Annotated in this window: 27 protein-coding genes and 1 other RNA gene; all 28 read right to left on the minus strand. The window is 62.8% G+C overall.

Annotated features, from left to right (window positions below; all coding sequences use genetic code 11):
* Positions 1–11 precede the first annotated feature (11 nt).
* The 28 genes from DFW101_RS01575 to DFW101_RS18855 all read right to left on the minus strand — a co-directional run bounded on the left by DFW101_RS01575 (position 12) and on the right by DFW101_RS18855 (position 26,131).
* Positions 12–323: a hypothetical protein gene (locus tag DFW101_RS01575; protein ID WP_009179778.1), complete on the minus strand. Its 312-nt coding sequence runs from the start codon at positions 321–323 to the stop codon at positions 12–14.
* A 10-nt stretch (positions 324–333) separates the two neighbouring features.
* Positions 334–963, minus strand: coding sequence for a hypothetical protein (locus DFW101_RS01580; RefSeq protein WP_009179779.1), 630 nt, complete (start codon positions 961–963; stop codon positions 334–336).
* The gene (locus tag DFW101_RS01585) at positions 960–1,874 is read right to left on the minus strand and encodes a hypothetical protein (protein ID WP_043642616.1); all 915 of its coding nucleotides are present in this window, start codon (positions 1,872–1,874) and stop codon (positions 960–962) included. Before DFW101_RS01585 ends, DFW101_RS01580 begins: the two co-directional genes overlap by 4 nt.
* A 5-nt stretch (positions 1,875–1,879) precedes the next feature.
* The gene (locus DFW101_RS01590) at positions 1,880–8,938 is read right to left on the minus strand and encodes a tape measure protein (protein ID WP_009179781.1); all 7,059 of its coding nucleotides are present in this window, start codon (positions 8,936–8,938) and stop codon (positions 1,880–1,882) included.
* 4 nt (positions 8,939–8,942) lie between these two features.
* Positions 8,943–9,080 carry a hypothetical protein gene (locus tag DFW101_RS19370; RefSeq protein ID WP_009179782.1) on the minus strand — a complete coding sequence of 46 codons (138 nt, stop codon included), beginning with the start codon at positions 9,078–9,080 and terminating at the stop codon, positions 8,943–8,945.
* A gap of 71 nt (positions 9,081–9,151) precedes the next feature.
* Positions 9,152–9,649: a hypothetical protein gene (locus DFW101_RS01595; RefSeq protein WP_009179783.1), complete on the minus strand. Its 498-nt coding sequence runs from the start codon at positions 9,647–9,649 to the stop codon at positions 9,152–9,154.
* Between the two features lie 25 nt (positions 9,650–9,674).
* A complete protein-coding gene (locus DFW101_RS01600) occupies positions 9,675–10,835 on the minus strand; it encodes a phage tail tube protein (protein WP_009179784.1) in 1,161 nt (386 codons plus the stop codon).
* A 12-nt stretch (positions 10,836–10,847) separates the two neighbouring features.
* Complete coding sequence (locus DFW101_RS18605; RefSeq protein WP_009179785.1) at positions 10,848–11,288, minus strand: phage protein Gp37; 441 nt, start codon at positions 11,286–11,288, stop codon at positions 10,848–10,850.
* Complete coding sequence (locus tag DFW101_RS01610; RefSeq protein ID WP_009179786.1) at positions 11,281–11,775, minus strand: phage virion morphogenesis protein; 495 nt, start codon at positions 11,773–11,775, stop codon at positions 11,281–11,283. Before DFW101_RS01610 ends, DFW101_RS18605 begins: the two co-directional genes overlap by 8 nt.
* A complete protein-coding gene (locus DFW101_RS01615) occupies positions 11,775–12,230 on the minus strand; it encodes a gp436 family protein (protein ID WP_009179787.1) in 456 nt (151 codons plus the stop codon). The genes DFW101_RS01610 and DFW101_RS01615 overlap by 1 nt, the downstream gene beginning before the upstream one ends.
* A 15-nt stretch (positions 12,231–12,245) precedes the next feature.
* Positions 12,246–13,220: a major capsid protein gene (locus DFW101_RS01620; protein ID WP_009179788.1), complete on the minus strand. Its 975-nt coding sequence runs from the start codon at positions 13,218–13,220 to the stop codon at positions 12,246–12,248.
* A gap of 12 nt (positions 13,221–13,232) precedes the next feature.
* The gene (locus DFW101_RS01625) at positions 13,233–13,829 is read right to left on the minus strand and encodes a hypothetical protein (RefSeq protein ID WP_009179789.1); all 597 of its coding nucleotides are present in this window, start codon (positions 13,827–13,829) and stop codon (positions 13,233–13,235) included.
* A gap of 9 nt (positions 13,830–13,838) precedes the next feature.
* A complete protein-coding gene (locus DFW101_RS01630; RefSeq protein ID WP_009179790.1) occupies positions 13,839–14,777 on the minus strand; it encodes a hypothetical protein in 939 nt (312 codons plus the stop codon).
* 335 nt (positions 14,778–15,112) lie between these two features.
* Complete coding sequence (locus tag DFW101_RS01635) at positions 15,113–16,414, minus strand: phage minor head protein (protein WP_009179791.1); 1,302 nt, start codon at positions 16,412–16,414, stop codon at positions 15,113–15,115.
* A complete protein-coding gene (locus tag DFW101_RS01640) occupies positions 16,404–17,891 on the minus strand; it encodes a phage portal protein family protein (RefSeq protein WP_009179792.1) in 1,488 nt (495 codons plus the stop codon). Before DFW101_RS01640 ends, DFW101_RS01635 begins: the two co-directional genes overlap by 11 nt.
* A 32-nt stretch (positions 17,892–17,923) precedes the next feature.
* Complete coding sequence (locus DFW101_RS01645) at positions 17,924–19,393, minus strand: hypothetical protein (protein ID WP_009179793.1); 1,470 nt, start codon at positions 19,391–19,393, stop codon at positions 17,924–17,926.
* A complete protein-coding gene (locus DFW101_RS01650) occupies positions 19,390–20,001 on the minus strand; it encodes a hypothetical protein (protein WP_009179794.1) in 612 nt (203 codons plus the stop codon). Before DFW101_RS01650 ends, DFW101_RS01645 begins: the two co-directional genes overlap by 4 nt.
* 4 nt (positions 20,002–20,005) lie before the next feature.
* A complete protein-coding gene (locus DFW101_RS01655) occupies positions 20,006–20,251 on the minus strand; it encodes a hypothetical protein (protein ID WP_009179795.1) in 246 nt (81 codons plus the stop codon).
* Complete coding sequence (locus DFW101_RS18610) at positions 20,251–20,661, minus strand: hypothetical protein (protein WP_009179796.1); 411 nt, start codon at positions 20,659–20,661, stop codon at positions 20,251–20,253. Before DFW101_RS18610 ends, DFW101_RS01655 begins: the two co-directional genes overlap by 1 nt.
* Position 20,662: 1 nt before the next feature.
* Complete coding sequence (locus tag DFW101_RS01665; RefSeq protein ID WP_009179797.1) at positions 20,663–21,115, minus strand: hypothetical protein; 453 nt, start codon at positions 21,113–21,115, stop codon at positions 20,663–20,665.
* A 2-nt stretch (positions 21,116–21,117) separates the two neighbouring features.
* Positions 21,118–21,618, minus strand: a complete 501-nt coding sequence (locus DFW101_RS01670; RefSeq protein WP_009179798.1) for a transglycosylase SLT domain-containing protein — start codon at positions 21,616–21,618, stop codon at positions 21,118–21,120.
* 181 nt (positions 21,619–21,799) lie between these two features.
* Positions 21,800–22,693, minus strand: a complete 894-nt coding sequence (locus tag DFW101_RS18845; protein ID WP_009179799.1) for a DUF4435 domain-containing protein — start codon at positions 22,691–22,693, stop codon at positions 21,800–21,802.
* Complete coding sequence (locus DFW101_RS18850) at positions 22,686–24,089, minus strand: AAA family ATPase (RefSeq protein WP_009179800.1); 1,404 nt, start codon at positions 24,087–24,089, stop codon at positions 22,686–22,688. Before DFW101_RS18850 ends, DFW101_RS18845 begins: the two co-directional genes overlap by 8 nt.
* 73 nt (positions 24,090–24,162) lie before the next feature.
* A complete protein-coding gene (locus tag DFW101_RS01680) occupies positions 24,163–24,630 on the minus strand; it encodes a hypothetical protein (protein WP_009179801.1) in 468 nt (155 codons plus the stop codon).
* Positions 24,627–25,043: a hypothetical protein gene (locus DFW101_RS01685; protein WP_009179802.1), complete on the minus strand. Its 417-nt coding sequence runs from the start codon at positions 25,041–25,043 to the stop codon at positions 24,627–24,629. The genes DFW101_RS01680 and DFW101_RS01685 overlap by 4 nt, the downstream gene beginning before the upstream one ends.
* A 20-nt stretch (positions 25,044–25,063) precedes the next feature.
* The gene (locus DFW101_RS01690; RefSeq protein ID WP_009179803.1) at positions 25,064–25,420 is read right to left on the minus strand and encodes a hypothetical protein; all 357 of its coding nucleotides are present in this window, start codon (positions 25,418–25,420) and stop codon (positions 25,064–25,066) included.
* 3 nt (positions 25,421–25,423) lie between these two features.
* A complete protein-coding gene (locus DFW101_RS01695) occupies positions 25,424–26,002 on the minus strand; it encodes a phage protein GemA/Gp16 family protein (RefSeq protein WP_009179804.1) in 579 nt (192 codons plus the stop codon).
* Positions 26,003–26,065: 63 nt separating this feature from the next.
* An RNA gene (locus DFW101_RS18855) (hammerhead ribozyme type II) lies at positions 26,066–26,131 on the minus strand.
* Positions 26,132–26,133 lie beyond the last annotated feature (2 nt).

Raw genomic sequence — 26,133 nt, forward strand, 5'->3', positions numbered from 1 at the left:
GAAATATCCTCTTATGCGGCGGCGCGGACGCCGTTGACGTTGATGCTGACGCTGTCGGTGGAGGCGTAAGCGTAGATGGCCTCGCCAACCGCGAGAACGATGCCTGTGCGCTCCAGGACCCCGCTTTTGGGCAGCGGGTAGTCGTACTCGATCCAGGCGGCATCGGAGGGTGTGCCCCCCTTGGTCAGGGCCAAGCGCACGGCGCATCCGCTGTTGCCTCGGTTGCAAAGATTGACGTTGACGCTGACCTCGAACCCGTCAGGGCATGTGAAGATCTCGGTTACGACCCCGGCCGGCAGGGCCACACTGGCGAACAGTCCCATCTGGACCTCCTTACGAGTTAGCCAGGAAATGTTGATAGGTGGGGCGCGCGGCCGGGACCTCGGGCACGATCCTGGCCGACCAGGAGGCATAGGTCCCGGAGCCGGTCACGGTGTCCACGGCCACGGTCAACGCCCCGGTGGTCGCGCTGTAGGACAGCACGGGCCCGGACATCCGATGGCCCACCGGGTCGGACGTGGCGCACAACTCCACCCTTGCTCCGACGACAAACGCCTTGCCCGTCTCGACAGTCAGGGCTTTGGCCCCGGTCCCGAGGGTCAGATTGCTGGTGGACGTGCCCGTGATGGCCGTGCCCGCAAGCGACTTGGCGGCGTCGGCGTAGTCCCGGGACCGGTCGGCCTGGGCCGTGGCCCGGTCAGCCTGGCTGGTTCCCGCCAGGACCGAAGCGGCGGCCGCCTGGGCCTGGATCTGCGCCGTGGCGGCCGAGGCGGCGGCGTTGTCGCGCAGGCCGGTCACCTCGGTGATGACGTCGGCCACGAACGTGACAAAGGTTTTGAGGTACGCGCCCAGGGCGTACATGGCCTGGACCCAGGCGTCGCATTTCGTCCAAAAGGGAGTCGCCCCCTGCCCTCGCTGGGGCGGATCGGGCATGTCAGGCGGTTGCGGGATAGTTGCGCTCATGGGACACCTCGGATTTCGACGGATATGGTGGAGACCACAGGCCCCTGAATCGGAACCTTGAGGCTACGGACACGGCCCAGGATGATGCCGCGTTCAAAGATCCGGCCCCCCGCAGTGGTGGTGTTGTTGCAGTCGTAGACCGCCAGCCGGCCGCGCACGGACTCGAAGAGACGGATCACGTTGTCGAGATCGGCCGTGTCGATCTGGACATCGATGTCAGCTTTTTTGGCGCTTGGCCCTTGTTCCAGGTCGGCCTTGCCCCATTTGTCCTCATCGTCGGTCGACCAATCCACAAAGCCGAGTTCGGAATCGAAAATGGTGTTGCCGATTTCGGTGGCTTGGCAGATACGGATCGAGCCGCAGGATGGGTCATCGTCGCCGACGCCGTGGATGACGAGGTGCAGCGAGGACTGGCCGTAGATGGGCATGTCGAGCACCAAGTCACGACGGTAGGTAAAATCCCCGAAGAAATACTCGTACCAGTTCGAGACTTCGAAGTTGGCGAGCGAGGTGGTACTGGTAAACACGACCGCACCCGTGCCGTCGCGCATCTCCACGTCCACACTGCTGGCATCGGCCAACCCGAAAAGAGCCAGAGAATCGCACCGCGAACTGTCCAGCGTCTGGTCGATTACACCGTTGGCACCCGTTGACCTGGTGTCGATCGAATCGTCAAAACAAGCCCAGGTGTTGTCGACGCCGAGGTCGCTCCACGTGGGCGTGAGGCCGGTGCAGGCCTCGGACGGTTTGGTGCCGACGGGGCTGTCCTTCAACGCCTTGTAACGGTGGTGCGTGTCGGCTTGGCGCACTGTGGTCCCGGCCAGGTAGGCGGATGTCGCGGACCACAGCGGCGCGGGGTCGGTCAGGTTACTCGCTTTGACGACATCGGCGGTGATGGGTTTGGGGTCCATGACTCTCATGATGCCACCGCCGACTCGATGATCTTGACGCCCATGACCGCGACCCGACCGGTGTTGTCCACGACCTTGCCAAGTTGTTTGTCCAGGCGGCCGCTCATCCGATCGACCGCCTTGGCCAAGTCGGCCACGCTGCCGGCCAGGGCCGCATAGCCGCGATCCGTTGAGCGGCCGCCCGAGCTGGGGGTACGGTCGGAGTCTGCACCGCTGTCGGTAGAGTTGTAGAGGCGGCCGACGAGTCCGCCGTCGGCGTAGCCCGGCAGGGAGGTGGCCGGCAGGCTTATGGCGTCGAGCGGCTCGGTGTCCCCCAGGTCGTATCCGGGGAGCGCCGTCAGCGGCGGCAGGCGCATGGCGTTCATGGCTTCCATGGTGGCGAGCCCGTAGTAATCGACTGCCTCGGGCGTAAACACGTACTCCCCGAGCCGCAACCGGGCTGTCAGCACATCCCCCGCGCTGTAGCCCGGCAGGTAGCCGCCCGACCGGGCCAGATCCCCAACCAGGCCCCCGACGGCATAACCGGGGATGTTTTCGTTCTTGCCGTACTGGGCATAGTGCTGCTCGGGCGTCATGCCGGCCGCCGCGATGGCCGCCGCCGTCTGCGCTATGGTCCAGGTGTGACCATCCGTATTGTTGGCATTCAAAGATGCGGTCTTTGCTGCAAGATAATCAGTCGCATTGAACGACGACCCGGCAGAGTAGTCATTGGACCCGACGTAACCGCTGCCGGCCTTGATTCCTTCATATTGGCCGTACTGGAGATAATGTTGTGCCGCAGTGAGTCCAGCATCTTTAAATGCTTGAGACACCTCTTCAGCGGTCCATACACGGCCAGTAGTTGTCGATAATTGCAGGGCCTTAGCATAAACATAATCAGCAGGATCAAGGTAAGCGGCAAAGCCATCCGAAGTCATATTGTCAGAGCCTAATCGCGTATATGACGTGTTTGTGTCACTGCTAAAGGCATTTGAATCTGTCCAGCTTAGACCCTCACCTTTACCATACTGCTGATAGTGCTGGTACGGTGTAAGGCCGATATCTCTGATGGCTTGCAGCACCTGATAGCTGGTCCAGGTTTTGCCCGTGGACTGGGTCAATTGGGCCGCTTTGTCAGCCAGATACTGGCTGTTGGCCTGCTGGGCAGCGATGTCCCGGCCGATAAAGGTGCTGTTTATCCCGGCCAGAGCGCTGGACAGGCCGGCCCCGCCGCCACCTCCGACGCCCGTCTGCTTGTAGGTCTGGGCCGCCAGAATGGCGTCCGCGATGGCCTGGGGCAGGTCGGCCAGCATTTGCGTCCAGGTGTCGCCCTGCTGCTGTTGCAAAGCCTTGAGCTGGGCCATCAGATCCGCCGTGGACTTGGTGTTTTCCTGGGTGCCCGTGGCCGCCTTGAGCTGGTCCTCAAGCAGATCGTGGTCCGTCTTGGCCTGCTGGTATTGCGCGCCAAGGACCGTCTGAACCTCCATGAAATCGGTATAGTAGGCGGCGAACGTGGCGTTGGCGTCCTTGCTGGCCGTCAGGTAGGTGCTGGCCAGATTCTGGACCTTGTCCTGGGCGGCCTGGCGCGTGGCGTCGTCGGTGGAAGACAGGTCGCCCACAGCGGCGCGGAACTGGCTTTGGGCCTCGGAGTAACGCCCACGAGCGCCCAGCGGGCTGGTCTCTTTGTTGGTCCACAGGCCGGTCAGAAAGTCCTTGAGGCTGTCCGAAAACTTGTCGATGGCATCGGCAGCGGACTGGAGCTGGTCGACCAGGTCGTCGATCTGTTGCTGGTAGGCGTCCTTGATTTTGTAGGCGTAGAGCGTGCCGATCTGGGACAGGTCCGCCTGCGAGGCCCCGAGCAGTGCGGCGTCGTACAGGGCCGCAGCCATGTCGCTCTTGAGCTTGCCGACGTTGTAGGTCAGCTCCGTACCGTCGAAGGTCGCAAGCTCGGCGGCCACGCCGGCCATGGTGTCCCGGAGCTTGGCCGCGATGATGTCCGACTCCTGCCGGCGGATCTGCGCCAGCTGGGCTTCGGACGCTCCCAGGGCCGTGGCGTCATCGGTCGCCTGCTGCATGGATTTGCGCAGATTGGACAGCCAGGATTTGGTGTCGGTCCGCGTGGCGTCGTTCCATTGGTCGGCCACGGAGTCGAGGACGCCCTGGAGCTTGGCCGCGATGGCCGCAGTCTCTGCATCGCGGATCTGGGCGAGCTGGGCCTCGCTGGCCTCCAGGGCCTGAGCCGAGGCGATCCAACCCGCGAACTTTTCCTTGGTATCGGCCAGCCATGAGGCCATGTCGCTGCCGCCGGCGGCATCGACCAAAGCCGCCTGGGCATCATCAAGGACGCCTTGGAGCTTGCCGGCAATGACTGTGGCCTCGGCTTCGCGGATCTGCGCCAGCTGCTCCTCGGTGGCCCCCAGGATTTGGGCGGCGGCGGTCCAATCGGCAAACTGCGTTTTGAGTTTTTGGATCTCGGCAACGGCGCTGCTGCCCGAAACGTCATCGAGCGCGCCTTGTACGTCGGCAAGGATGTCGGTCAGGGCCTTGGCGGCCTCGGCCTGCTGGGTGGCGGCGATGGCGGCCAGGACTGTCTCGTCATATCCAGCCTGCCGGGCGTCGTAGAGTTCCCACTCCGCGCTGGCGAGCTGTGAGACAGCCGACGCAGCCGTGTCGTAGCCGGCGGCCGACAACTGCCGGGCCTGCAAAGACTGAAAGACTTTTCGGACGGCGACGTTCCAGGCCTCGATCGCTTTGCGCATGGTGTCGAGGTTGGCCACCCAGGCCGAGGCATCGCCCCAGGCCTCGAACTGCTCGACGGACAGGCCCGAGTGCATGGCATCCGAGAAGGATTGCCAAAAGTTGTCGACGGTGACGCCGGCTCTGGCCAGCTCGGTAAATGAGGCTTCCGCCTTCTTCTGGTAGTAGTCCGCCTGACGCTGGTAGGCATCCAGACTGGTCAGGAGGTTGCCGACCAGGTTGCCCATGATCTGCTTGAACGTGTCCTCGCCGACCGCGTCTATGATGTCGCGGGCGTAATCGGCTTGCAGGATTTTGGAGAGCTGCTCGTCGGTCTGCCCAAGCGCCACCGACGTGTCCGTGGCGCTTGAGGCCAGGATCTGGAGCATGTCCGACGACGCGCCCATGGCGGCGGCCATGGCCAGGGTGGCCGGCAAGGTCCCCTCGGCCACCTGGTTGTTGTACTCCCGGATGGCATCGATGTTTTCCTGAGTAATGCCGGCCAGCGTTTCCAGGTCGTAACCGTAGGCGTCGGTGTAGCCGCCGACCACGCCGTAGGCGTTGCCCAGGTCCTTAATGGCGTTGTCGTAGGTCTCGTAACTGTCCAGGACGTAGTCGATCGCCCCGCGCAACCCCTCGGCATCCAGGACGGCATAGGCCATCAGGTTGGAGATGTTGCGCTGATAGGCCCCCAGCTGGTCCGACGTGATGGTCATTTCCGGGACCGTGAAGTTGGCCAGGGCGTCGGTGGATATGCCCAATTCCTTGGCGAAGTCGTGAAGGCTTTCCGCCGTGTCTTTGAGGAAATCCGCCAGCTGCTTGGCAACGTCCGGGTCGACGGCCCCGGTGTTAACCGTGGAATGGGAAGTGGAGGTCCCGCCGAGGCCGCTCGTGGTCGTGGTCTTGTAGAAATCCACGCCCGACATATCGAGGGTGCCGGCGTTGATGGCGATCTTGTAGCCACTGCCCGTCTTTTCGGTCGTGGAGGTGGTCGAGAGCAGCGAGGTGGCCAGACCGACCAACCCCGCCACGCCGCCGATGACGCCAAGGGTCGTCCCCAGGGTGGAGAGCAGCGAGGTCCCGGACATGGCCGCCGTTTCGGCCGCGCTGTAGGTCGAGGCCATGGCCGAGGTGGGCGCATAATTGAGCTGTCCGGCCGCTTTGCCCAGGGCCGAGGCGTCCACACCGTCAGCGAAAATATTGGACAGGGCATTGCTGTCGCCGACCACCATGGCCATGCCGTTCGACGACGAGCCTGCCGAGGCGAAATCCTGGGCCAGACCCTCGCCGGCGGATCTGCCGATGAGCTTGCCGAGCGATGACAGGGAGGAGAGGTCGAGGCCGCCACCCGATCCGCTGGCGCTTGTGCCGCCGCTTTTGCCCAGGATCGAGCCGGCCGCGTCGGAGCCCACGAATTTTTCCAGGATCGGGATGACGATGTAATTTTTCAGGGCGTACTCGATCATTTTCTGAATCAGATTCATGAAATAATCGAGCGCCTGGTCCCCGGCCGACTTCAGGGCGTCGGCCATGGAGCCGGTGTTTTTTATCCAGGCCTTGGCCATATCCGTCGAGGCCGTGGCAACCGAGCCGGACAGGTCATTGATCCCCGACGCGATGTCCTTGGAGACGGAAACCCACGATTCATGCTGGCGGGTGATCTCGTCCTTGTAGAGGCCGAACTCATCGGCCAGGACGTCGCGCAAGGTCGAGGCGAAGTCCTGTTCGTAGCCGATGCGGGCTTCAAGCTCCTTTTTGCGCAGCTCGGAACGCTGCTGGCCGGCGTAGACCTCGTAAGCGTATTCGCTGTCGCAGTTGTCCTTGATGCGGGCGAGGTGTGCGTCGAGAAGCGCCCCTTCGGCCTGCCAATAGGTCCTGGACGCTCCGGCCAGACCGGCAAAGGCCGTTTTCTGGTTTTCCAGGTCCTTGAGCCGCACTTCCTCCTTGAGGTCGGCCAGGGCCTGGGCGCGGGCGGCCTCATCATCATAGGTGGCCTTGATGAGGCGCTCCTGGTCGGTCGCCCATTTCTGCAACTCGGTTGTCGCGCCGGCGTAGAGCAGGTCCGGATCGCCGGTCAGGCGGCCAAGCTCCTTGAGCGTTGCGGCGGCTGTGTCCATGGCCTTGTCCCAGGCCTTGATTGCCGCGATCTGCTTTTCGAGCTCCCGGGCCTCTTCCAGTCTGGCCAGGGCCGCCCGGTAATCCGCCACGTCGCCCTTGGCCCCGATCATGGCCTTGCGGATCGTGGCCCCCAACTGGTCGTAGCGCTTGTCGACCTTGGCCAGGTCGGCGGTCAGGTTGTCGCCGCCAAGCTGGGCCGTCAGGGCATCGATCTGGTTTTCGATGGACTGGAGATAGGCCGCGCCCTGGGATTCGAAACGTTCCATGGCGTTGGCGGCGGCCGTATGCGACTTGGTCAGGTTCTTGACCGTGTTGTCTTCGGCCTCCTGGGCGCGCCGCACCTTCTCGTAATACCCGGGCTCATCGATGAGCCCTTGTCTCAGTTCGGCATGGGCGTCGATCTGGCGGGCAATGGAGAGCGCATGGGCGTCCGAAGCCCGGGTCGCCTTGTCGAGTTCGGACTCGGAGATGCCGGCCCGGCTGGCCTGGAAACCGGCGACCGCCCCGTTGTCCTTGATCTGCTGCTCCCCGAGCTTTTTCCGCTCCTTGTCGAGCTCCCGGTACCCGAGTTTGGCATCGTCAAGCTGGGTATTGAGGCCGGCCAGTTCGTTGGAAAGGGTTTGGGCCTCCCGCAGGTCGAGGTTCGGGTTCGTAAGCTTGGATTCCAAGGCGGCCTTGGACTTGCCCAGCACGTTGACCGCGTTGTCGAGCGAATATTGTTGGGCTTCGAGGGCCCGGCTTTTGTACTCGGCCGTCCCCTTGATCAGGCCCTCGATGAAGCTCTTCGCCTGGATGAGCTGGGAGTTGTCGACCTGGGCCACCACGTTGACCACCCAGGTCTGGCCGGTGAGCCTTGTGATCTCATCCTCGAACCACTTGAGCTTCTGGCGCAGCTTCTCAACATTTTCCCCCGACGGGCCGAAGTCGACCTGATGGGTCTGGACGTTGACCAGGGCTTCGGCCAGCCCCCGGGCCTGCTCCTGGAGGTCCTTGAGGTAGGTGGCCTTGCGCTGGTCCAGGGCGTCGAGCTTCTTTTTCAGGTCATCCAGGGAATTCGTGATGGTCGCGAAGGGGGACAGGTCGCCGCGTGACTCGGCCATGAGCGCCCGGAAGGTGACGCTGAACTGCTCGAAATTGTGGGTCAGGTTCTCGTTGAAGGCGATGCCGATCTTTTCGATAATGTTGACGAGACCGGTCAAAAGCGAGGAATTGGACAGTTCCAGGAAGGAGTTCTTGAGCCGCTCGGCATTGGCCTGGGCCGTGTCGGCTGTGGCCTGCCAGCCCTCGCCGAACTTGGCGAGCTGCGTTGTCAGCTTCGGGATGAAGTCATTGGCGATGACCTGGCCGTTTTCCATCATCTTCTGGAACGCGGCCGTGGTCACGCCCAAGGCGTCCGCGCCCATACGCAAAGCGCCCGGGATGCGCTCGGCGAACTGCTGGCGGTATTCCTCGGCCTGGACCGTTCCCTTTGAGAGCATCTGCTCCAAAGCCAGGAGTGCGCCGGCCACGTCCTGGGAGGAGCCGCCGACCTTGGTAATGGCGGCCGTGACCGCCTCGAAGGTCTTGCGTTGGTTGTCGGTGGACAGGCCGACGGCCTCGGCGGCCGCGGCGAATTTCTTGTAGGAATTGGCGACGTCCAGGAGGCTTTTGCCGAAAGCGTCGGCCGTGGCGGCGGCGTACCGGAGCTGTTCTGCGCCGGCGTCCTTGAACACGGCCTTGTAGGTCGCGGCCAGTTGCTCCATGGCCATGGCCGCGCCGATGACCTGGTTGGCAAACGAGATGACCTGGTCGACACCGAAGGCAGCGACAAGCGCGGTCCCGACCTGGACGGCCAGGGCGCGGATATCGCCGAGGTTGACGCCAAGTGCCTCGGCCTGGGCCTTGGCCTCGGCTGCGCCGTCTCCCAGGTTGTGCAAGGCCGTCCGGCCGGTTCGGCCGCTGTTGTCGGCCTCGGCCCCCACCTTCTTGATCTCGGCCCCGGCGGCGGCCATGGCCGCGCCGGCATCGTCGCCGGCCTTCCTGCCCTTGGCCCCCACGTCATCCAACGCCGCCCCGGCCTTGGCGGCCGGCTGCGTCACCGCGCCCGCATCCAGGCGCAACGCGCCAGTGAGGTCGACGCCACGCCCCTTGGCCGCCAGGGAATCCAGGTCCTGCACGGTCTCCTGGATGCCCTGGCGGCCAGACGTATTGTCGGCCTCGATGATGATGCGGACCCGGTTCTCGGCGGCCATGATCTTAAAACAACCTCGGTTGGCGGCTTTGGTAGTAGATTTCGAGAATGCCCAGATCGATCCAGGTCTGTTCGTCCAGATCCTCGGCTGCGTAGGGATAGCCGCCGAGGCGTTTGGTGCGGAGCCAGAGCAGGTAGTTCACGTACGGACTCGGGGCGGCCCGGCGCTTTTCACACCCGGCGCAGGCCGCCCGCAGCCACGGCCCGTTGGCCTTTACGCAGTCGGCAAGGGGTTGGTCGGGTCCTCCGCATCCGTCGAAATGTCGTCGAACAACCCGGTCGAAGGGTCCTCGCCGAAGTCCTCGACCACTTCGAAGTTGTTTTCCTCGTCCGGCGAGGACGTGGAGTTGATGACCCGACGGCCGGCAGCGGCCAGGATGTCCTTGCGGTATTTGTCCAGCAGGTCCTTCCAGCTCGGGTCAAAGTCCGGATCGGTCTTGTCGGAACTGATGATCTGGCCGGCCTCGTTGGCCAGACAGCCCTTCTTGAACCCGAGCAGCACGCGCTTCCCCAGGGCCGCCTGTTCCGTGAAGGTATTGGCCTTGGACAACACCTTGTTGCCCTTATGGCGCATGGTGGCCTTGGTGTAGGCGTCCCGCTCGGCCTGGGTCGGGAGCCGGTAGGAGAATTCCAGCAGGACGCCGGAGATTTTGTCCTTCATCTCCAGGATGTTTTGGCCGCCCAAGACAAGGGGTTGCGACTGTTCGGACATGGGATGCTCCTTTCGAGGTCGAGGGTTACAGGATGGTCAGACGCCATTCGTCATCGCCGGCGTCCCGGTGGGCGTTGGCGATGTAGTTGGCCGTGTAGGCGGCAATGCCGGAACGGTCGCCGTGCTTGAGGCCGTCATACTGGGCGGCGGGAAGCTCGATGCGCATCCGGTTGCCGGGCTCGCTGCCGAAAAGCGTGGCAATGCGCCAGGTGCCGGCCGTCTTCCACTTGGTCCAGGGGTTGAAGTTGGCCAGGGCGTCCATTTCCGGGTTGATGGACCCGGTGGCCTCGCGGTCGGTGATGAGCACGCCGATCAGGCCCTCCGGGGAATTGGCGTCGAGCCTGTCCGAAACCGTGTTGCCGAGGTTGAAGTTGAATTCCGTGATGGTCGGCCGGTAATCGTCGACCTCGAAATTGGCCCCCATGAACATGGGCGGTTTGATCTTGGTCAACTCGGGGACCGGCGGGTTGGGGGCATCGGCCGGGTCGGTCCACAGGCCCGTCATGGAGAACTCGAAGACCGGGTACTTGTTGACCGCGCAGTTGAGGGTGAACGTGCCGCGCGCGCCGCGCACGGTGTAGAGGATGGCGTCCTTGTGGAAGAGGACGGCCGTGGAATCCTGGGCCGCCGGCCGCTTGGTGGCCGGCCGGTATTCGATGCCGGAGGCGACGGCGGTCACGTCGGCGGTGACATTCGAAGTCCCGCCGGTGATCTGTTCGGGCTCGTAAGTTCCCACCACGCCCTTGAGGACAAGGGTGTCGTCGCCGTCGAAATGATGCACCACACCCGTGGCATGGGACGTGCCGCCGGTGACGGTTTCGCCCAGGAGGAAACCCACGACCGAAGGGACGGACAGCCGGACCACGTCCGTGCGCTGGGTGCCGCAGGCAAGCAGGAAAGGTTCGCAGTCCGGAGGCAGCACCTTGCCGGTGCCGTCCAGGCCGCCGCCGCGCAGTTCCACCTGGGCCTTGAAGGGAATCTTCTTGGACCCGATGACGGCCCCGGCCGAGGAGAAGGTACTGCGCACCACGTCGCGTTTCACCTTCTCGCCCGAGGGCTCCACGTCCACGCCGTTATTGACCAGGATACCGTTTTGAGGCCCCATGTCCGGTAACTGGCCGTAGGTCTCCTCCAGCTTGGCCAGGACCACGGCTTTTCGGGTCAATTGCGCTTGTTGATCAGCCATATCCTTTTCTCCTTATTCGCCGAGCAGATAGGGCTGGGCGATCTCGTACACCGCGTAGCAGGCCGTCATGTCCGGCCGGGAAAGGAACGTCTCCTGGCGGCGGAGCTCGGCGAAAATGTTCGGGAACACTTCCTTGCCCTGGAGCAGCCGTCGGACGGCCCCGAGGAGCGGGTAGGCCCCGGACGTGCCGGCCCGGGCCGCCTCCTCGCTTCGAAGCGACCGGTCGCAGACGAAGACGAAATAGGCCGCTCGATCGATCTGGCGCTGGCCATGGCTGTCGGTCACCGAGCCGGCATAGACCACCAGGATCGCCGGCAGGTTGGGCAGGAGCCGGGGCAGAGCGTCGGGCTCCAGGTCGTCGCCGTAGGTCTTGATCTGGCGCACGCCGTGGCTGGCTTTGAGCGGCGAAAGGGCCGCCACCAGGGCGTCTTCCACGTCGCGGATTTCAACCATGGCTCCCTCCCAGGTAATCGAGCAGGGTTTCCCCGATCTCGTTTATGTCTTCCCGGCCGACGCCGAGGTATGGCCTGGCCGGAATCCGGACCCGCTTGACCTGGACCGCCTTGCCATCCGCGCCTCGGAAGAAAAGGGCCTTGGCCGACTTCGGGCGGATCTCGCCGCCGAACTGGTGGATGGCCGCATACTTGAGCGACGGGCCGCTCGGGCCGACTTCCACCCGGTTGGCCGTGGCCTCGGAGACGATGCCGGACATGAGCGCGCCGGTATCGACCAGGGTCTGGCCGCCCTGAAGCATCGCCCGACGGCTCGGCTTCCAGCGTTGGCCGTCCGGCGAGTGCCCCAGCTCGAAGTTCTCCTGGATGGAGGACACGAGCAGCATGCCGATCCGGGCCATGGCCGGGGTCAGGTCGTTGACCCTGGCCAGGAGTCCGGCCAGGTATCCGGTCGCCGGCGCGACAACCACCTCGACGCGGAAATCCATCACGGCACCCGCTTCCAAAAGGCGTCCCCGAAATGGGCGGGGCGGGCGGACACGGCCAGGCCGCTGTCGCCCGCGACCACCGGGCCGCCGCCTATGGTACCCGGCAGCTTGAGCACGCCAGACGCGAACCGGCCAAGGAGGGCAACGGCGTCCTCGTAATCCTTGGCCGCGGGCTTGAGGGCATCCCCCAGGTTCGGGCGGCGCTGGTAGAGCCGGTGGCGCGCGATCCGGGCGGCCAGTTGCCGGATGATGCCGGGAGGGCTGGCCAGGGGCACGTCCGCCACGGCGGCCAGGTGGGCGTCGATTTCCTGGCTCGCTTGGTCGAAGACGTCGGCCAGGATGGCGGCCACGTCCGGATCGGACAGGTCGGCCGCCGTGCCGGCGTCGTTGGTCAGGTCCAGGATGTCGCGCTCCTGGATGAGCGCCTTGAGGTCCTCAAGGGTGACGTAGGTCATGGCGCGCCCCGAGAGTTAGAGGACCACGGCGTCGCAGACGCCCCGGGTGTTGACGACCGGAAACGGCTTGGACTCGGCCACGAGCTTGTAGCCGCTCGGGTCGTCGGTCTTAACCGGTTTGACGAACAGCGGCAGTGCTTGGAGGTTGGCGTCCAGATCGTCGACCGCGCAGTATGGCAGCTTGTGCCCGGCATCGAGGGCGATCATGCGCACCGTGGCGTCCGGCACGGCCGGGACCATGGCTCCGGACTCCGGGTCGCGGTGCTTCTCCGACCGGCGCTTGACCAGATAGCCGCCGACGTTAACGCCCTGGCTCGTGATCTCCACGCGGATCTGGGCCGTGGTCCGGGAGTTCTCGGCGATGACAAAGAGGGCGTTGTAGGCCGCCTTGCCGGCCCAGATTTCGACCTGGCCTCCGAAGCCGCCGTCCTGGATGGCTTCTTCCATGTCCGACAAACAGGTGTAGACATCGGCAAGCTTGACGTCGGCGTCGTTCCAGAGGGTGTCCGGGGCCACGGTCAGGTTTTGGCCGTAGACGACCTCGAAGACGTCATAGCCGCCTTTTTCGAGCGAAACCGGCCAGCGGAGCGTCCCGGAGAGCGCTCGGGCGCACAGGGCCTCGGTGGTGCGGCGCACGGCCCGGCGCAGGTAGTCGGTCTTGCTCCTGGCCCAGGCGTCCAGGTCCGTGCCTTTGAGGACCTGGAGGTTGCCGAGGTCGGCCGCCGTGACCGATTTGTGGACGCGCACGGGCAGGGGTTCGTACATGGCGATGCCGCCGCCCTCGGACACGGCCGCCACGCTCGGGCCGCCGCGCCGGATCATGGGCAGCGGGTGGGCGTCCACGGCGATGTCATCCACGCCGAGAAGCGCCAGGGGATGCTGGGGCCGGTCGATGAAGATGGCGTCCATGACCGGCGTCTTGATGACCGGCAGGGCCGTCAGGTAACTGATGATGGCTTCGCGAGAGAAAAGGCCGCGCAGGTTGATCATGAGAGGCTCCTTTTAATTGGGCCAGATGCCCGAGTCGGAAAGCCAGGCCAGCACGGCGGCGGAAGGGGCGGCGGGCGCGGCGATTCCGACCTTGAGGACGTCCTTGCGCACGCTGCCGTGGACGACGGCCAGGCCGGAACCGGAAGCGGCCGTGTCCACGACCTCGTCCAGGACGCCGTGGAGCCGGCGGCCGTAGGAGGCGTCCACGGCCACGCCGTTGCCCACGTTGGCGGCAAAGGTCACGGCCACGGCGCCGGTTTTGTAGTTCACGGTGCCGGTGCCGCCGGCGCTGCCGGCCAGCCGGCCGCAGCCGTCGTCGCCGAAGGTTTCCACGCCGTCGGTGACGGCTACGGTCTCCGGCTGCACCGGAGCCTTGGCCAGGGTGCCGGCATAGGCCTTGGTTGCGCCGGTTCCCGTGCCGAGTTCCTCGGCGGCCACAACCTCGAAGGGCACGGCCTCGCCGGCGGCGTCCCTGGCCAGGAGCAGGCCCACGGGCAGTACGCCCTGGCCGGCCTTGAGTTTTCGCGAGACGATGACCGGGGAGTGGCCTTCGCCCCGGGCGCGCTGGTCGTCGTAGTTGATGGTGGCGGTCTTGCCGAAAATGGTCATGAACCCCCCTTAGACCTTGCCGGTCAGGTCGGCGGCCGGGCCGCCCTTGTCCGCGCCGCCTTTGCCCGCGGGCGCGGCGAATTCATGGGTCAGGCCGTTTTCCGGCCGGGCTTCGAGCTCGCGCCAGTAGGCCTCTTCGTGACCGAGTCTCTCGGTTTTGCCGTCGCCGGCGGAAAGCTCGATCTCTTCCCCGGTGCGGCCCAGGGCGGCGGCAAAGGCCAGCACCTTGGTCTTCTCCCCGGGCAGGGCCTTGCCGGCCGCCACCAGGGCCTCGAAGCGGCTTTCCCGGCCCTTGGCCGTCTGGTCGTCGCGGAAGGCGGCGAACTCCTTGACCGCCTTGTCCCGGGCTTCCTCGGTCGACTGGAGCTTCCGGGTCAGTTCATCGATCCGGGCCGCCAGTTCCTTGGCCTTGCCTTCGCCGGCCTTCTCGGCCTTGAGCCGGGCGATTTCGTCCCGGGCCTCCTGCAAGGCCGCCTTGGCGTCGGCCGCCTCCTGCCGCAGTCGCGTCAGTTCATCCATGGTCGCCTCCTTGGCGAATTCGAAAATGTGTCCGTCGGCCTCGTCGGCCAGCCGCACCTCGGCCAGGCCCGGAATGGCCGGCTGGGCCGCGCCCAAAAGCCCCACATGCCAAAGCCGCCACCCCTTCACGAACTTGGCCGACACGTTGCGGTAGCGGCCCTGGTCCACGGCCTCGCGCACCGGGTCGGGCACGTCGCGGAAACGGGCCAGCAGCACGTCGCGGTCGCGCTTGAGTTCGGCCACCCAGCCGTAGGCCGGGTCGTCGAGCTTGGGATGTCCGAGCACCAACGGCACGCGGCGGTCGGCCGGGTCGAAGGAGGTCACGGCCGTTTCCAGGTCCTCGCGGGTGATGGTGACCGCCTCGCCGGACAGGGCCGTGTACGGGCCGCCGGCGCGGGCGATCTCGATCCATTTGGTGAGCGCTGCCATGGCCCCTGGTATGCCCGAGGCGGCGGTCGCAAAGGAGCGCGCCACGGACGCGCGCGGACACGAATGCGGCAATGCCCCGCGTTCGGAGGCAGAGGTGGGATAATCCCGGGATAATCCTAGGTCTAAAATGGGTCTAAGAATCGGCGGAGCGGTCGCCGGGCGTAGGAGCGGTCGGGATAGGCGGGGAAGGCGGAGGGAGGCGCTGGGGAGAGGTTCCCGGGCGATAGGGTCCAGGGGGCGCTTGACCGGACCACACCGCATGCCTAAACGGAGGGTGTGAGGACCAAACGGCGCGTCCGAGTCCCGGCTGGGGGATCGGTAGGCACGCCGGCCGCTCAGGGAGCCTCGCCCTCCTTGAGTTCCTCGCGGTAAGCCAATATCCCCACCCGTTGCGCTTCCAGGTATTCGAGCATCCGGGCTTCGGAGGCGGCGGTCGCCTTGGGCGTAAAGGCCGTGGCCGCCTGCCACTGCCGGCCGCGCACCAGGTTGAAGACCGAAAAGCCGCCGATGCGTTTGCCGTCCAGGCTGAAAAGCCGCAGCAGCCGGAGCGTGTCCATGGGCTTTCCCGAGACCTCGGCCGGGACCTGCCATACCTCGTAGGGATTCAGGATGGTTTGGGCCAGCAGCCGGACATACGGCGCCCGGCCCGACTTGTTCACCTTCCATTCCCCGGTCCGCTTGTCGATGAAAAAGCCTTTGCCGACCACCATGGGCAGTTCCACGCCCGGCAGGGTGACGACCTTGCTCGCTTCGATGTCGGCCATCCCGAATTCGGACAGAAAGGCCTGGACGTAGCGCTCGGGGACCAGCCCGGCCGGCAGGATGTCGGCCGCGTCCACGGTCAGGACATGCCGGGGATCAAGACCGGCCAGGGGCGGCCGGCAGGGGTCGTCACCCGACGCAAAGGCCAGACCCTGGCGGCAAATGGCCCGGGAGACGAGCGGCGTTATCTCGTCGGCCAAGGGGCCGGGGGTGAGCGAGCCCAGCCAATCCTTTCCCACATTGGTTGAAAAACCCAGGTCCGGAGCGATGCGCACCGGGCCAGACGCGGTGTCCAGCTCCTCCGGGATCTCGGTCTCGACGGCCAAGCCCCGGTCTTCGACCTGGCGGCGGGTCAGGGCCTTGACCGTGCAGCGGCAGTTAAATCCATTCGGAGGAAACCAGGTGTCCCAAAAAGGATGCCCGGCCGGGTAGACCTTGCCCGAAAGCGCCCGGTGGGCCGGTCGGGTGCGGCCGTCGTTCACGGCCGAATACTGCCAATAGGGGAAGGTGTCGGCCATGGCCGACATCTCGGCGTAGCGGCCGGCCATGTAGGCGGACTGGACGTTGGTGCGAAAGATGGTCTCCAGGCGAAGCGGGCGGTCCCCGGTGAACCCGGCCGTGTCCAGAGCCTGGCTGACGGTCTGTTTCCACTCGCGAAGCGGGACGCCCTTTTCCATGGCAAGGGTCATGGAGCGGTGCACGGCCTCGACCATATCCACCCGGGCCAGACCCGACACGGTGAAGGCCCGGGCCTTGGCCACCTCGGAAAGCCGGTCGAACTGGTCGCGGGTGACCGGCACCTTGTCTTTGAGGAACCGGATAGCCTCGGTCGGTTTGACCGGGGTGAAGGCGATGGCCGACGGGTTATCCGGCACGGCCCGTCTCCAGGCGCACGGCGTAGCGGCCGAGCAGATCCGCGGCGACCTGCGCCGCCGCAACGGCCTTTTGGAAGTCCCCGCCGTCCAGGTCCGGGAATGCCTCGATCAGGAGCAGCTCGGCGTCTTCCCATGACTCGGCCCGTTCCATGAGGGCCACGATCCGGCCGGCCTGGTCGCGGACGGCCCGGCCGCCTTCCTGGAGGGCTTCCGTCACCAGCCTTTCCACGGCCTGCGGGTCCGGGGTAAAGCCTGCCTGCCCGGCTGCCAGGGCGGCGGCCTCCCCAGCCCCGGCACTGGGCCTGGCCGTTTGGTCGACCACGGTGAATTCATCTGGCGCAAGACCGAAGCCCTCGAAGTACGCCCGCTTGAAGCGCGCACCGATGTCGTAGAGTTTCTTGCCAAGCGTCGCCTTTTTCTCCAGATCCTCGGGCTCGACATAGGAAAAGACGGGGGTGAGGACGTCCGGCGCGTTCACTTGGCCATAGATCCAGGCCAGGTCGTTCATGGCCGTGACCACCAGCGTCTGGTCGGCCTCGGCGTAGTCGGACAGGACGTTGTAATGGGTGTTGGCGGCGGCGTAGCTGCCTTTGGCTCCGATTTCCTGGGTGAGCGTCTGGCCCTGGAGGATCTGGGCGATGGCCCCGTCCATGTAGTTGACGATGGACAGGTGAATACCGCCGGTGGCCTTGCCTTCCACGGTCTCGATCTGCACCTCGGCCCCGCCCGAGACCACGGCCACAGCGTCACGGACCATGGCCGACAGGCTGGCCGCCATGTCCCGGCGCTCCTCGGGCGTGGAGCCGGGCCGGGCCTTGCCGACCACCCAGGGCATCCCGAACTTCTCGGCAAAGCGCATCAAAAACTCGATGCCGCCGCGCTTGAAGGCCACCGGAAAGAGGCACCTGGAGAGCAGGCGCAGGCCGTACGGGTTCTTGTAGGTCGGGAAGTGCCGAGACAGGACCATCTTGAAGGGATGGACCTTGTCGCCCGCAACGGCGTCCTCGCCCCGGAAGCACAAGGCCCCGTCAACGTCGAAGACGAACCACTCCCGGGGCTTGGGGACCAGGTCGCGGACACGCATCCGGCAGGGCTCGGCCCTCCACAGGATTTCCGTTGGCGTGAAGCCGTAATACGGGGCGTCGAGCACCTGGGAAAAGAGGTTCAGCAGGTCCACCCGCTCCAGGTCGCGGGTCAGGTCGTCGCACAGCCGCTTGGCCTCGGCGGTCGGCTCCTGTCCTTCGACCTTGCCGGGTTCGAACCGGTACTGGCGCTTGTTGAGCGTCTTGATCTTGCGGCCCTGGATCGAGGAGCAGACCTTGCCATCGGCGGTCAGCTCTTCCAGGACCCGGGCGTCGTCGCCGCGGCTGCGCAGGACCGGGTCCGGGTCCGGCAGAAGGCCGAGCAGGCCCCAGGACGCCGGCGGCACGGCCACTTCGCCGAGCAGTTCGGCCAGGGGCCGGGTTCCGAATTCCACAAAATCCCGCTCATTGAGCTACAGGCCGCTGGTCATCGGTACCCCCGAAAAAGATTGCCGACCGTGTAGGGCATGGCCGTTGTCACCGTGAATGGCGTGGCCTCGATGGTTTTGGCCGCAAAGACCGCCAGAGCCACACCCACGCCGGCGTCGCCGTGGCGCTGTTCGCCCTTGGCCCCGGTGCGGGTCTCCGGAATCCTGGCAACGCCCTTGACCACCTTGAAGGCCCGCAGGTCCTCCAAAATGAGCGCATCGCGCGGCAGCAGGATCGTCTTGTCCTCGAAGGCCGCCTTGAGCTTGGGCATATGCTCCCGGTACCAGGCTTCGGACAGCATGACCTCCTGGACGATCTCCGGGCCGTATTCCTGCCGGGCCACCTCGGCCAGGTACTGGCCGTTGCCGCGGGCATCGAGGGCCGCGCCGGAGAAGCGCGGCAGCCGGTCGCAGATGAAGAAAAGGGCCTGTTCCTGCTGGTGGAACGGGCAGTTGCGAAGTTCCAGAACAAAGGGGGCGGCCAGCGTCAGGTCGGGATGCTCGATCAGCGGCACGTCCACGGACAGGTCGGCCGTGCGGCCGAAGTCCTCGCCGAAAAAGGAGGCCAGCCCCCGGGGGAGCCGCTCCAGAAGCGGCAGCACCTCGGCCGAAAGCCAGTCGCGCATTTCCCGGAACCGCCGCTCCTTGGGCCAGTCCACGAAATCCGGAGCCGGCGGCGACCAGCGCAGCACCGGGATGTCCGGGGACATGCACGATTCGATGAGCTGGCGGGTGAGATACGTGCCCGAACCCTGCGACGGGACACAGAAAAGCTCCTCATCCGCGCCATCGCCGTAGAATTCCACCAGGCTGGCCCGCCATTCGGCTTCGGCCTCGGGCGACCAGATCATTCCCCGGACCTTGCAGATGCGCCGGTAAAGCCCCTGGGCCAGGGCGTCGTCCAGGGTCACCCGGTGCAGGCTGTAGGGCAGCTTCCCGGCCCGGATATCCAGGATGTAGTTGTTGAAGGAATTGGTCTCGCCGTTGTGCGTGGAGATGACTTCCACCGAACCGCCCCACATGGTGAGCGCGATGGCGGCCTTCAAGAGTTCTTCCAGGTCCTCGCAAAAGGCGGCCTCGTCGATGACGATGCGACCCTGCTTGGAGCGCAGGTTCTTGGGCTTGCCCGAAAGTGCGATGACGGCATGGCCCGAAGCGAAACGCACCCGATAGGCCAGCACGTCCTTGTCTTCATCCTCCAGGACCACCTCTTCGAACTCCGAGGCGGCCAGGTTGAGGCGCTTCGCCCACTCGGCCACGTCCTTGATGTAGGTTTCGGTCATCTCCTTGTTGTAGGAGATGTAGAAGGTGTTCATACCGCCGTCGCTTTTCTTGAGCCCGGCGAGCGTCGCGGATTCGGCCGCGTCGCCGTAGGACAGGCCGATGCGGCGTGATTTCTCGCAGAACTTGACCGGGGATTTGTCCCGGTTCCAGCGGTCCTGATAGGGCAAAAGCGGCGCGTCGTTCATGCCTGCCCCCCGAGCAAGGCCCGGATCTGGTCGGCCGTGGCGGCGGTCAGGCCGCGTTCCCTGTCCGGTTTGCCGTCCTTAGCCGCGCCGGCGGCGGCCCGCATGTCCTTCAGCAGGTCAAGGACCTGCTTGACCTCGCGCAAGGCCGTCAGGGAGACCCGGTCGGGGCTGGCCAGCATGGCGTTCAGGCGCAAGCCCACGGCATCCTCCAGGGCGGCCACGGCATCGGCTTCGGTCGCGATCTCGCGCATGGGCAGGCCCGCCGGCGCGGCCTCGGCCCGCTTGTCCGCCAGTTCGGAAGCCTTGAGGGCCATCTCTTCCATCTTGGCCACGGCAAAGGCGTCCATGGCCTGCATGCTGGTCAGACAATTCTTGATGAGCTTGGCCCGCAGCCGGATGGTGTCGGCCCGGATGGAGGCCAGGGCTTGCCGGATCTCGTCGCGCTTGGTCCGCCAGCCGTACTTTTCGGCCCAGCGCTTGAGCGTCGAGGCGGCCACGCGGGTGCGCGCCGCCACCTCGTCGAAGGTGAGGCCGTCCACGCACCACAGCTCTTCGGCGCGCTCCACGGTCTCCATGGGATGTTCCCGACGTCCGGCCAAGGCGTCCATGGATTTAGCCCCCGAGGTGGCGGTTTATGGCCGCGATCTCGGCCCGGACCGCCCGCAGGTCGATCAGGACCTGGGCCAGGGCGAGGCCCTGGGAGGCGATCTGTTCGTCGTCAAGGGCGTCGACCGGCGAGGTCGGCAACAGCAGCAGGCGCAACGAGTCGCGAAGCCCGGCGGCCCGAATGCCGAGACCCTTGGCGGCAAGCTCCTTTTCCGTTTTCTGGCCGATCATGGCGGCGCGTTCCAGGTCCATTAGAGTCCTCCCCGCATCGGGCTGTCGCCCTTGGGAATGCGCCCCAGCGGGCAATATTGGTTGGTGCAGATGGCATCCACCATGCGCTGCATGACCTGGGTGTTGAGCACCACCTGGTCATGGAGGCTTTGGGCCAGGGACTGGTAGGCCTCGACCAGCTTGACGTTGTCTTTGTAGTAGCCGGTCACGAGCCGCAGATCGTCGCCGTAGGTCTTGAGGATGCGGTCCATGTCCTGGCGGTAGCGCGACAGGTCGGCGCGCCGGCGGCGGTCCTCGATCAGCCAGAAGACCACGATCAAAACGACGAGCCCCATGGGGGTGAGCGTCAGCAGGGAGGCCAGAAACACGACTGTGTCGGCATTGAGGCTGCCGAGCAGCTTGAAGAGGTTCGCCGCCAGCGTCTGTTCCATGTCAGGCTCCGGTGGCTTTGCCGCCCGTCACGCTCCGGGAGGCGATGTAGATGCCGGCCAGCCCGGCGATGCAGACCTGGGCGATGGGCGAAAGCTCCAGGCCGACCGGATGCTGCACGGCCAGGGTGGCCACGGTGCCGATCAGCGTCCACAGCCGGCTGGACTTGAGCCGCGATTCCGGGACCGCAAAGAGTGCCGGCGACAAGGTGGTAGTGAATCCTTCGAGGCATCCCGTCATCGAAGGGCCGCCGACCGCCGGAACCTCGAGGGGCTGAGGCTGGGACGGCTCCGGTTCGGGGGACGACGTGGGAGTGGACGCGCTCGGGGCGGCCGAAGCGGCGGGTGCGGCAAAGCCTTTGGCGACTTCGCCGAGGATGGCCAGGGCCGAGGCCACGGCGTCCGGGGTAATGGCCGTCGCGGGTCCGGCCGGTTGCTGTTTTGCTTGAGCATCCATCGCTAGAATCCCTCCTGCGGCCAGACGCCGCCCGGCAGATGCGCCAGCACCTTGGCCGGATACGTGTTCGCGGGGTTGTGGGCATTGCCGGGACCGCCGTTGTAGGCCCGGCTGACGACTTCCCATCCGCCAGTGTTCAGAAACCGGTCCCGCAGCCGGGCCAGATACCGGCAGCCCCATTCCAGGCCGATTTCCGGGGTGAGGAGCTCGCCAAACCAGCCCCGAAAGCCGAGACAGCGGGCCGTTTCGCCCATGATCTGGAGCAGGCCCCATGACGTGGCCCGGCCGATGGCCTCGGTGTCTATAGAGCAACTGGGGGGAGTGAAGGATAACGGCTTGCCCTTAAGGTAGCGGTCGTAAAAGGCGGGTTCGAATCGCATGGCGAAAGGATTGCCCGTGGATTCGACCATGAGCATCGCGTGAATTAGTGCGGGGGGGAGAGCGTGAGCCGAGAAGTGTGATGATATATACGCTGAAATATTAGGTCTAATGAAAGTTTCCATGCTGTGCCTCCCGATTGAATGGAGGAAGCATAGACGGTTTTACAGAGAGTACATTAGCGGGGCGGACGCGGATGGACAGCGAGGTAAAGTCTAAATGAAGACCTATCGCTAAAAATTGTGGCCCACAGATGTTTAATTTAAAAATATGGTGACTTGTAAAGCGTATGTCCTTTTTCTATAGTTATTTTTGGAAATTATTATCTAGTATTTTGTAGCCAGGGTTTATCGCTTCCCATTTAAGAATTTTTTGATAAAGTTGAGTGGTTAAAAAATAGCATTTTTCATATCCTATTATCAATATTCGTTCAATATTTTCTTTAGAAACAGATTCTTTCTGGTGGCTTCCGATAAGCTTGCGAAGGGCACGGGAAATTATCCAGCAAATATCGTGACCGCAGCACAGGTGACGCTTGTCCAAGTCACTAGAAGAAATTTCAAGTATTGCTTTTTCAACATCTGAGTCAACCAGATGTTGCATTGCTGAGGCATGCTTTACAGAGCGGATTAAAGATTGAATGTCGCATGATAAATCATTTATATTAATAAAAGCATAGCCTTTGTCGCCAAGTTTTTTAAATGTTAGATTGTGACTATTTATTTTAGACCATAACTTAAATGCCCCAATCAAAACCCCTGGCTCGTAAATAAGGTCCCGTAGATTATTTCTGTCACCATTCAGTGCAGACGCAATCTTGTGTTTACTTCCAAATCCTTCGACAAGTTTGTCAAAGGAAGGACTTTCGAAAAGCAGAATTTCTATGTCGTGGAAGTCTGTCATTGCTATATTGTTGGTGTCGTCTATGTCGACATGTCCAACACAGCAGAAGTCGGAATCTACAATACACAGTACTCCAGAAAAATCCTCCTTATTAAGTTTATAAATTGCGCCGGTAGCGTTCTCTTTTCCGGCGGCAATTACAATTTTGCAATTTTCTTCATCAATTATTTTTTTGAAAAAGTGCGAATCTGAATCCCCCTCAACAATGATTATTGCGCCATCGTGAGCGTCTCTCTCGAATTCAACTTGAGAGGCGACAACATCTGCTGTGATCTCCTCGTCAATTGTGTCAGTCATTTCGATGGACTCCCAAGCTGACACGAAGGTCTCTGCGATCATGGACGATTTGAGGTGAATGCGTTGCAAGTAATACACGCATTTTGTTGCTTGAAATAATTTTTAAAAGATCTGGTACAAATTTTTTCTGCCAATTTACGTGGAGTGAGAGCTCCGGTTCGTCAATTAAAAGGAAGGTGTGTTGGTCCATTTTGAAGACGATGTCATAGAATAAAACTATTTCGTGCTGTTCGCCCGAAGACAATTCTGAAAGTTCAACGACCTTTCCATCATCTGTTTCTACAACCAAGCCACTGTCTTTGTTGCATCTGATTAGTTTTTTTGCACCAGGAGGACGCTTAGACGCAAACTTTTCATTGAGAATTTCTAAAAATATAGACACTTTTTTATACAATGAATCGAACACACTTAGTTTCGCAACATTATCTTCAACATAGACTTTGAGAACGCTTCGAGTGCTTTGGTCGGCATTTTCCATAGATATTGGCGTATATCCTTCTGTGGGGTCTAGTATTCCAACCGAAACGAGCTTCGAACGTGTGTCTTCAAGGCTGTCTATGTGGCCTTGTAGATTGCTGTCCAAAATGCTCTTACTAGATGCTTGCTTGATGACACGGTGAGGAAAAGAACGATCAAGTTCCTGTGACTTATTTGTGAACTCAGCAAGCTTTTCCTGAATGGCGAATTTGAGATGATTGGCTTGATTCTCAACAACCGATATCGCTTGTGCAGCCTTCCTTGTGTGCCGTTGATCAATCCGAGGAGAGGTAAAATCGAGTAGGCGCTGTGTTTCTATGAATTTACAATTAATAGAACTTGTAGCGGACACCAACCAATCAGGGATTTTCTCATCCCTAGATTGCATGTCTACGAATTCTTTCGCATGTATTTCATACCGTCCAGCCTCCTTGATTAATACGTGGCCATATTTTTCCATCACTTCTGCGAAAGTAAGTCTCTTGTTGTCTGTCAAATCTCTCCATGCTAACGAAGCGATACGATCAAGGTTCGGGATGATTTGGTCGACCAGGTGAAGGGGGAATTGCCGTGGATCAATTCCTCCAAGCGCTATTGTGTACTTTTGCTCTTTGTCTTTTTCTTTTAAAATAAATAAAAGCCTTTCTTTTTTATCGTCTTTCTTGTGCTGAACACTAATTCTAAAGTCTTCGTCGAAGTAAAGTGTCATTTTTTCATAAGTTATATTAAAAAGAATTTTCCACTGGTTAAGAAAGAATGCATTTATCAACCTTAATATGGCAGTTTTCCCATATCCATTTGGAGCAGTTATTATTGTTATGCCACTTTCTTGGTTGAATAATATAGAGTGGTCGAAAACATTGAACAGTTTTGAGACTTCAAACTTTAGGAGATGACGTGGTGTGTGGTTGGCTAACACATTTAGATCCTTTTTATAGTTTCTAATTGCTCTATCATGTATGATGATTTATGTTACGCTTAGGGAGTGTCATTCACTTCTTTTGTAAGATATAAAGCGCTTCCCCTTGTTTTAGCAGTTCCTGCTTAATACTCTCCGTAGTCACCCGTGCCGGAGGAGAATCTGGATGTTTTTCCAGTCGCCCCTCCTGTATCATTTCCCAAACTTTGCTTCTTCCAATCGATAGCACAAACTCAACCTCAGGTATAGTTAAAAGTATCTTCTTCGCAACCAACTCCCGCGCCGAAACTGCCGGTAAGCTGGCAAAGGCCAGCTTTTTCGTCTGATAGGTCACCGGCAGCATCAACTCAAACCCCACCGGATCAACCAGGCTGCACCGCATAGAGCACCCCAGGCACACATATTTACGCTCCCGAACGAACCACCGGGGCTTGCGCCGGGGGGCGCAGCCCAGGGACTCGTAGACGTGGCCTTCCACATGCCCCTGGTAGGGTAAATAGCCCTTGCCCAGAAGCTTCAACACGTCGTCGATGATGCTCATAACGCCCCCCTGTCGCCCGAAAGCAGCGTATCCACGGCCACTGGATCTTCGCAGCCGCCGGCCCAAACCCACCACCGACCATCGATGCCAAGTACCGGCGCACCTGCCACAAACGTCTTGAGGTAGCCGCCATCGGCGCAGGGGACGCGGACCCGGTCCCCGCGGCACAGTTCCGGCCGAACATCTGTCTCTGCTGGTTCTCCACCAAGATGCGCGACAAGCAGTCCGGCCACGCCGGACGGGGTGAAATATGCGTATTTGTCGCAGCCTGGGGAGTGCCAACAGCCATCCAGCCGCAGGCGGTAGCTTCCTGCCGGACCACCCCAGGCCGCAGCCGGGAAGAGTTCCAGCTTGATGGTTTTGCCCTGGTTACGGAGCAAGATGGTGGTCTCTTTGACGCGCTTTTCACTCATGGCGGCGGGGCATCCTTCTTTCAACCATTCTGAGAAATCGTTCCGTCGTCGACGATCAAGCCGGCCACGGCCTCGGCCTGTTTCTCCCACAGCGTGCGACAGCTGCGACACCGGCGTTTGTCCGTGGCCCGGCAGCGGGCGCAACCCACGCGCTCCAGGACCGCGAAAACCGCCCCGGCCGAAACGCCCGTGACGGGAGTGTCATCCAGGGCGGCCCGGATGCGCGCTGTCTGCCGCTCCACATTGCCGGGATAGCGGCCGGAGAGGAGCTGGAGCACCACGCTTTTGGTGATGCCGGTGGCCTTGCAGAAGGCGTAGAGGGTCCGGTGGCGGGCCAGGATGGCGGCCCGCAACGCTTCGCGGTCGTCTGGCCCCATGCGTCATGCCGCGCCGGGGCGCCCGGCGAAGGCCTTGCCGGCGGATGTGCCGGTCTCGGACGGTTCGGGATCGATGCCCGCCCGGCGGCAGCGGCTCCACAGATCCTTGGCCAGGGTGGCCAGGGCGGTCGGGTCCGTCAGCCAGACAAACTTGTCCACGCCGAACTGCTTGGACGCGCGGGCGTCCAGGGCTTTGGGCTCATAGCCGAGGAGCAGCCACAGAGTGACGATATAGCGCTTCTGCCGGGCCAGCGGTCCGGCCGGAATGTCCAGGCGCTCGTAGCCGTCGGCCTTGTCGCCTTTTTTCCAGTCCCGAAGGCGTTTCGGCAAAAGAGGGATGTCCACGGCCGCATGGTCGGGCAGCCACTTGGCGGCCAGCGCGTCCAGGACCTGGTTGCGCTGGCCGAGCGTCAGCTTTGACCAAGAGCCGGCCGGCGCGCCGAGGATGCGGCCGAAGAGCTCCACGAGCAGTTCCTTGTCGGCCTCGTAGGCAAGCGTCGTGGTCGGCAGCAAGGTTCCGAAAAGGATTTTGCTTTGCATGTTATAGATGGCGGCGCAGGGAATGAAGGTTCGCTTGGCCATGGGATTCCTCTTTTGGTTTTGGCGCATCCGACCATCTGCTTAGAAGGCAGATGGTCGACTGACGTTTGGCTGCTCGTCAGGCCCGGGCCGCCACGCCCGGACGACCGCCCGCATGGGGCGGTTTCGCATCG

The organism is Solidesulfovibrio carbinoliphilus subsp. oakridgensis (assembly GCF_000177215.2).
Lineage (GTDB): Bacteria > Desulfobacterota > Desulfovibrionia > Desulfovibrionales > Desulfovibrionaceae > Solidesulfovibrio > Solidesulfovibrio carbinoliphilus.

What these genes read in the sequence shown, in the direction of transcription:
- DFW101_RS01690 (WP_009179803.1), bottom strand. Translation starts at nt 25,420, where the DNA reads ATGGGGCCAGACGACCGCGAAGCGTTGCGGGCCGCCATCCTGGCCCGC.
- DFW101_RS01595 (WP_009179783.1), bottom strand. Translation starts at nt 9,649, where the DNA reads ATGTCCGAACAGTCGCAACCCCTTGTCTTGGGCGGCCAAAACATCCTG.
- DFW101_RS01610 (WP_009179786.1), bottom strand. Translation starts at nt 11,775, where the DNA reads ATGGATTTCCGCGTCGAGGTGGTTGTCGCGCCGGCGACCGGATACCTG.
- DFW101_RS18605 (WP_009179785.1), bottom strand. Translation starts at nt 11,288, where the DNA reads ATGGTTGAAATCCGCGACGTGGAAGACGCCCTGGTGGCGGCCCTTTCG.
- DFW101_RS01600 (WP_009179784.1), bottom strand. Translation starts at nt 10,835, where the DNA reads ATGGCTGATCAACAAGCGCAATTGACCCGAAAAGCCGTGGTCCTGGCC.
- DFW101_RS01580 (WP_009179779.1), bottom strand. Translation starts at nt 963, where the DNA reads ATGAGCGCAACTATCCCGCAACCGCCTGACATGCCCGATCCGCCCCAG.
- DFW101_RS01685 (WP_009179802.1), bottom strand. Translation starts at nt 25,043, where the DNA reads ATGAGTGAAAAGCGCGTCAAAGAGACCACCATCTTGCTCCGTAACCAG.
- DFW101_RS01620 (WP_009179788.1), bottom strand. Translation starts at nt 13,220, where the DNA reads ATGATCAACCTGCGCGGCCTTTTCTCTCGCGAAGCCATCATCAGTTAC.
- DFW101_RS01665 (WP_009179797.1), bottom strand. Translation starts at nt 21,115, where the DNA reads ATGGATGCTCAAGCAAAACAGCAACCGGCCGGACCCGCGACGGCCATT.
- DFW101_RS01575 (WP_009179778.1), bottom strand. Translation starts at nt 323, where the DNA reads ATGGGACTGTTCGCCAGTGTGGCCCTGCCGGCCGGGGTCGTAACCGAG.
- DFW101_RS01630 (WP_009179790.1), bottom strand. Translation starts at nt 14,777, where the DNA reads ATGGCAGCGCTCACCAAATGGATCGAGATCGCCCGCGCCGGCGGCCCG.
- DFW101_RS18610 (WP_009179796.1), bottom strand. Translation starts at nt 20,661, where the DNA reads ATGGAACAGACGCTGGCGGCGAACCTCTTCAAGCTGCTCGGCAGCCTC.
- DFW101_RS01655 (WP_009179795.1), bottom strand. Translation starts at nt 20,251, where the DNA reads ATGGACCTGGAACGCGCCGCCATGATCGGCCAGAAAACGGAAAAGGAG.
- DFW101_RS01590 (WP_009179781.1), bottom strand. Translation starts at nt 8,938, where the DNA reads ATGGCCGCCGAGAACCGGGTCCGCATCATCATCGAGGCCGACAATACG.
- DFW101_RS01615 (WP_009179787.1), bottom strand. Translation starts at nt 12,230, where the DNA reads ATGACCTACGTCACCCTTGAGGACCTCAAGGCGCTCATCCAGGAGCGC.
- DFW101_RS01680 (WP_009179801.1), bottom strand. Translation starts at nt 24,630, where the DNA reads ATGAGCATCATCGACGACGTGTTGAAGCTTCTGGGCAAGGGCTATTTA.
- DFW101_RS01695 (WP_009179804.1), bottom strand. Translation starts at nt 26,002, where the DNA reads ATGGCCAAGCGAACCTTCATTCCCTGCGCCGCCATCTATAACATGCAA.
- DFW101_RS01650 (WP_009179794.1), bottom strand. Translation starts at nt 20,001, where the DNA reads ATGGACGCCTTGGCCGGACGTCGGGAACATCCCATGGAGACCGTGGAG.
- DFW101_RS18845 (WP_009179799.1), bottom strand. Translation starts at nt 22,693, where the DNA reads ATGACTGACACAATTGACGAGGAGATCACAGCAGATGTTGTCGCCTCT.
- DFW101_RS01645 (WP_009179793.1), bottom strand. Translation starts at nt 19,393, where the DNA reads ATGAACGACGCGCCGCTTTTGCCCTATCAGGACCGCTGGAACCGGGAC.
- DFW101_RS01585 (WP_043642616.1), bottom strand. Translation starts at nt 1,874, where the DNA reads ATGGACCCCAAACCCATCACCGCCGATGTCGTCAAAGCGAGTAACCTG.
- DFW101_RS01625 (WP_009179789.1), bottom strand. Translation starts at nt 13,829, where the DNA reads ATGACCATTTTCGGCAAGACCGCCACCATCAACTACGACGACCAGCGC.
- DFW101_RS01670 (WP_009179798.1), bottom strand. Translation starts at nt 21,618, where the DNA reads ATGGAAACTTTCATTAGACCTAATATTTCAGCGTATATATCATCACAC.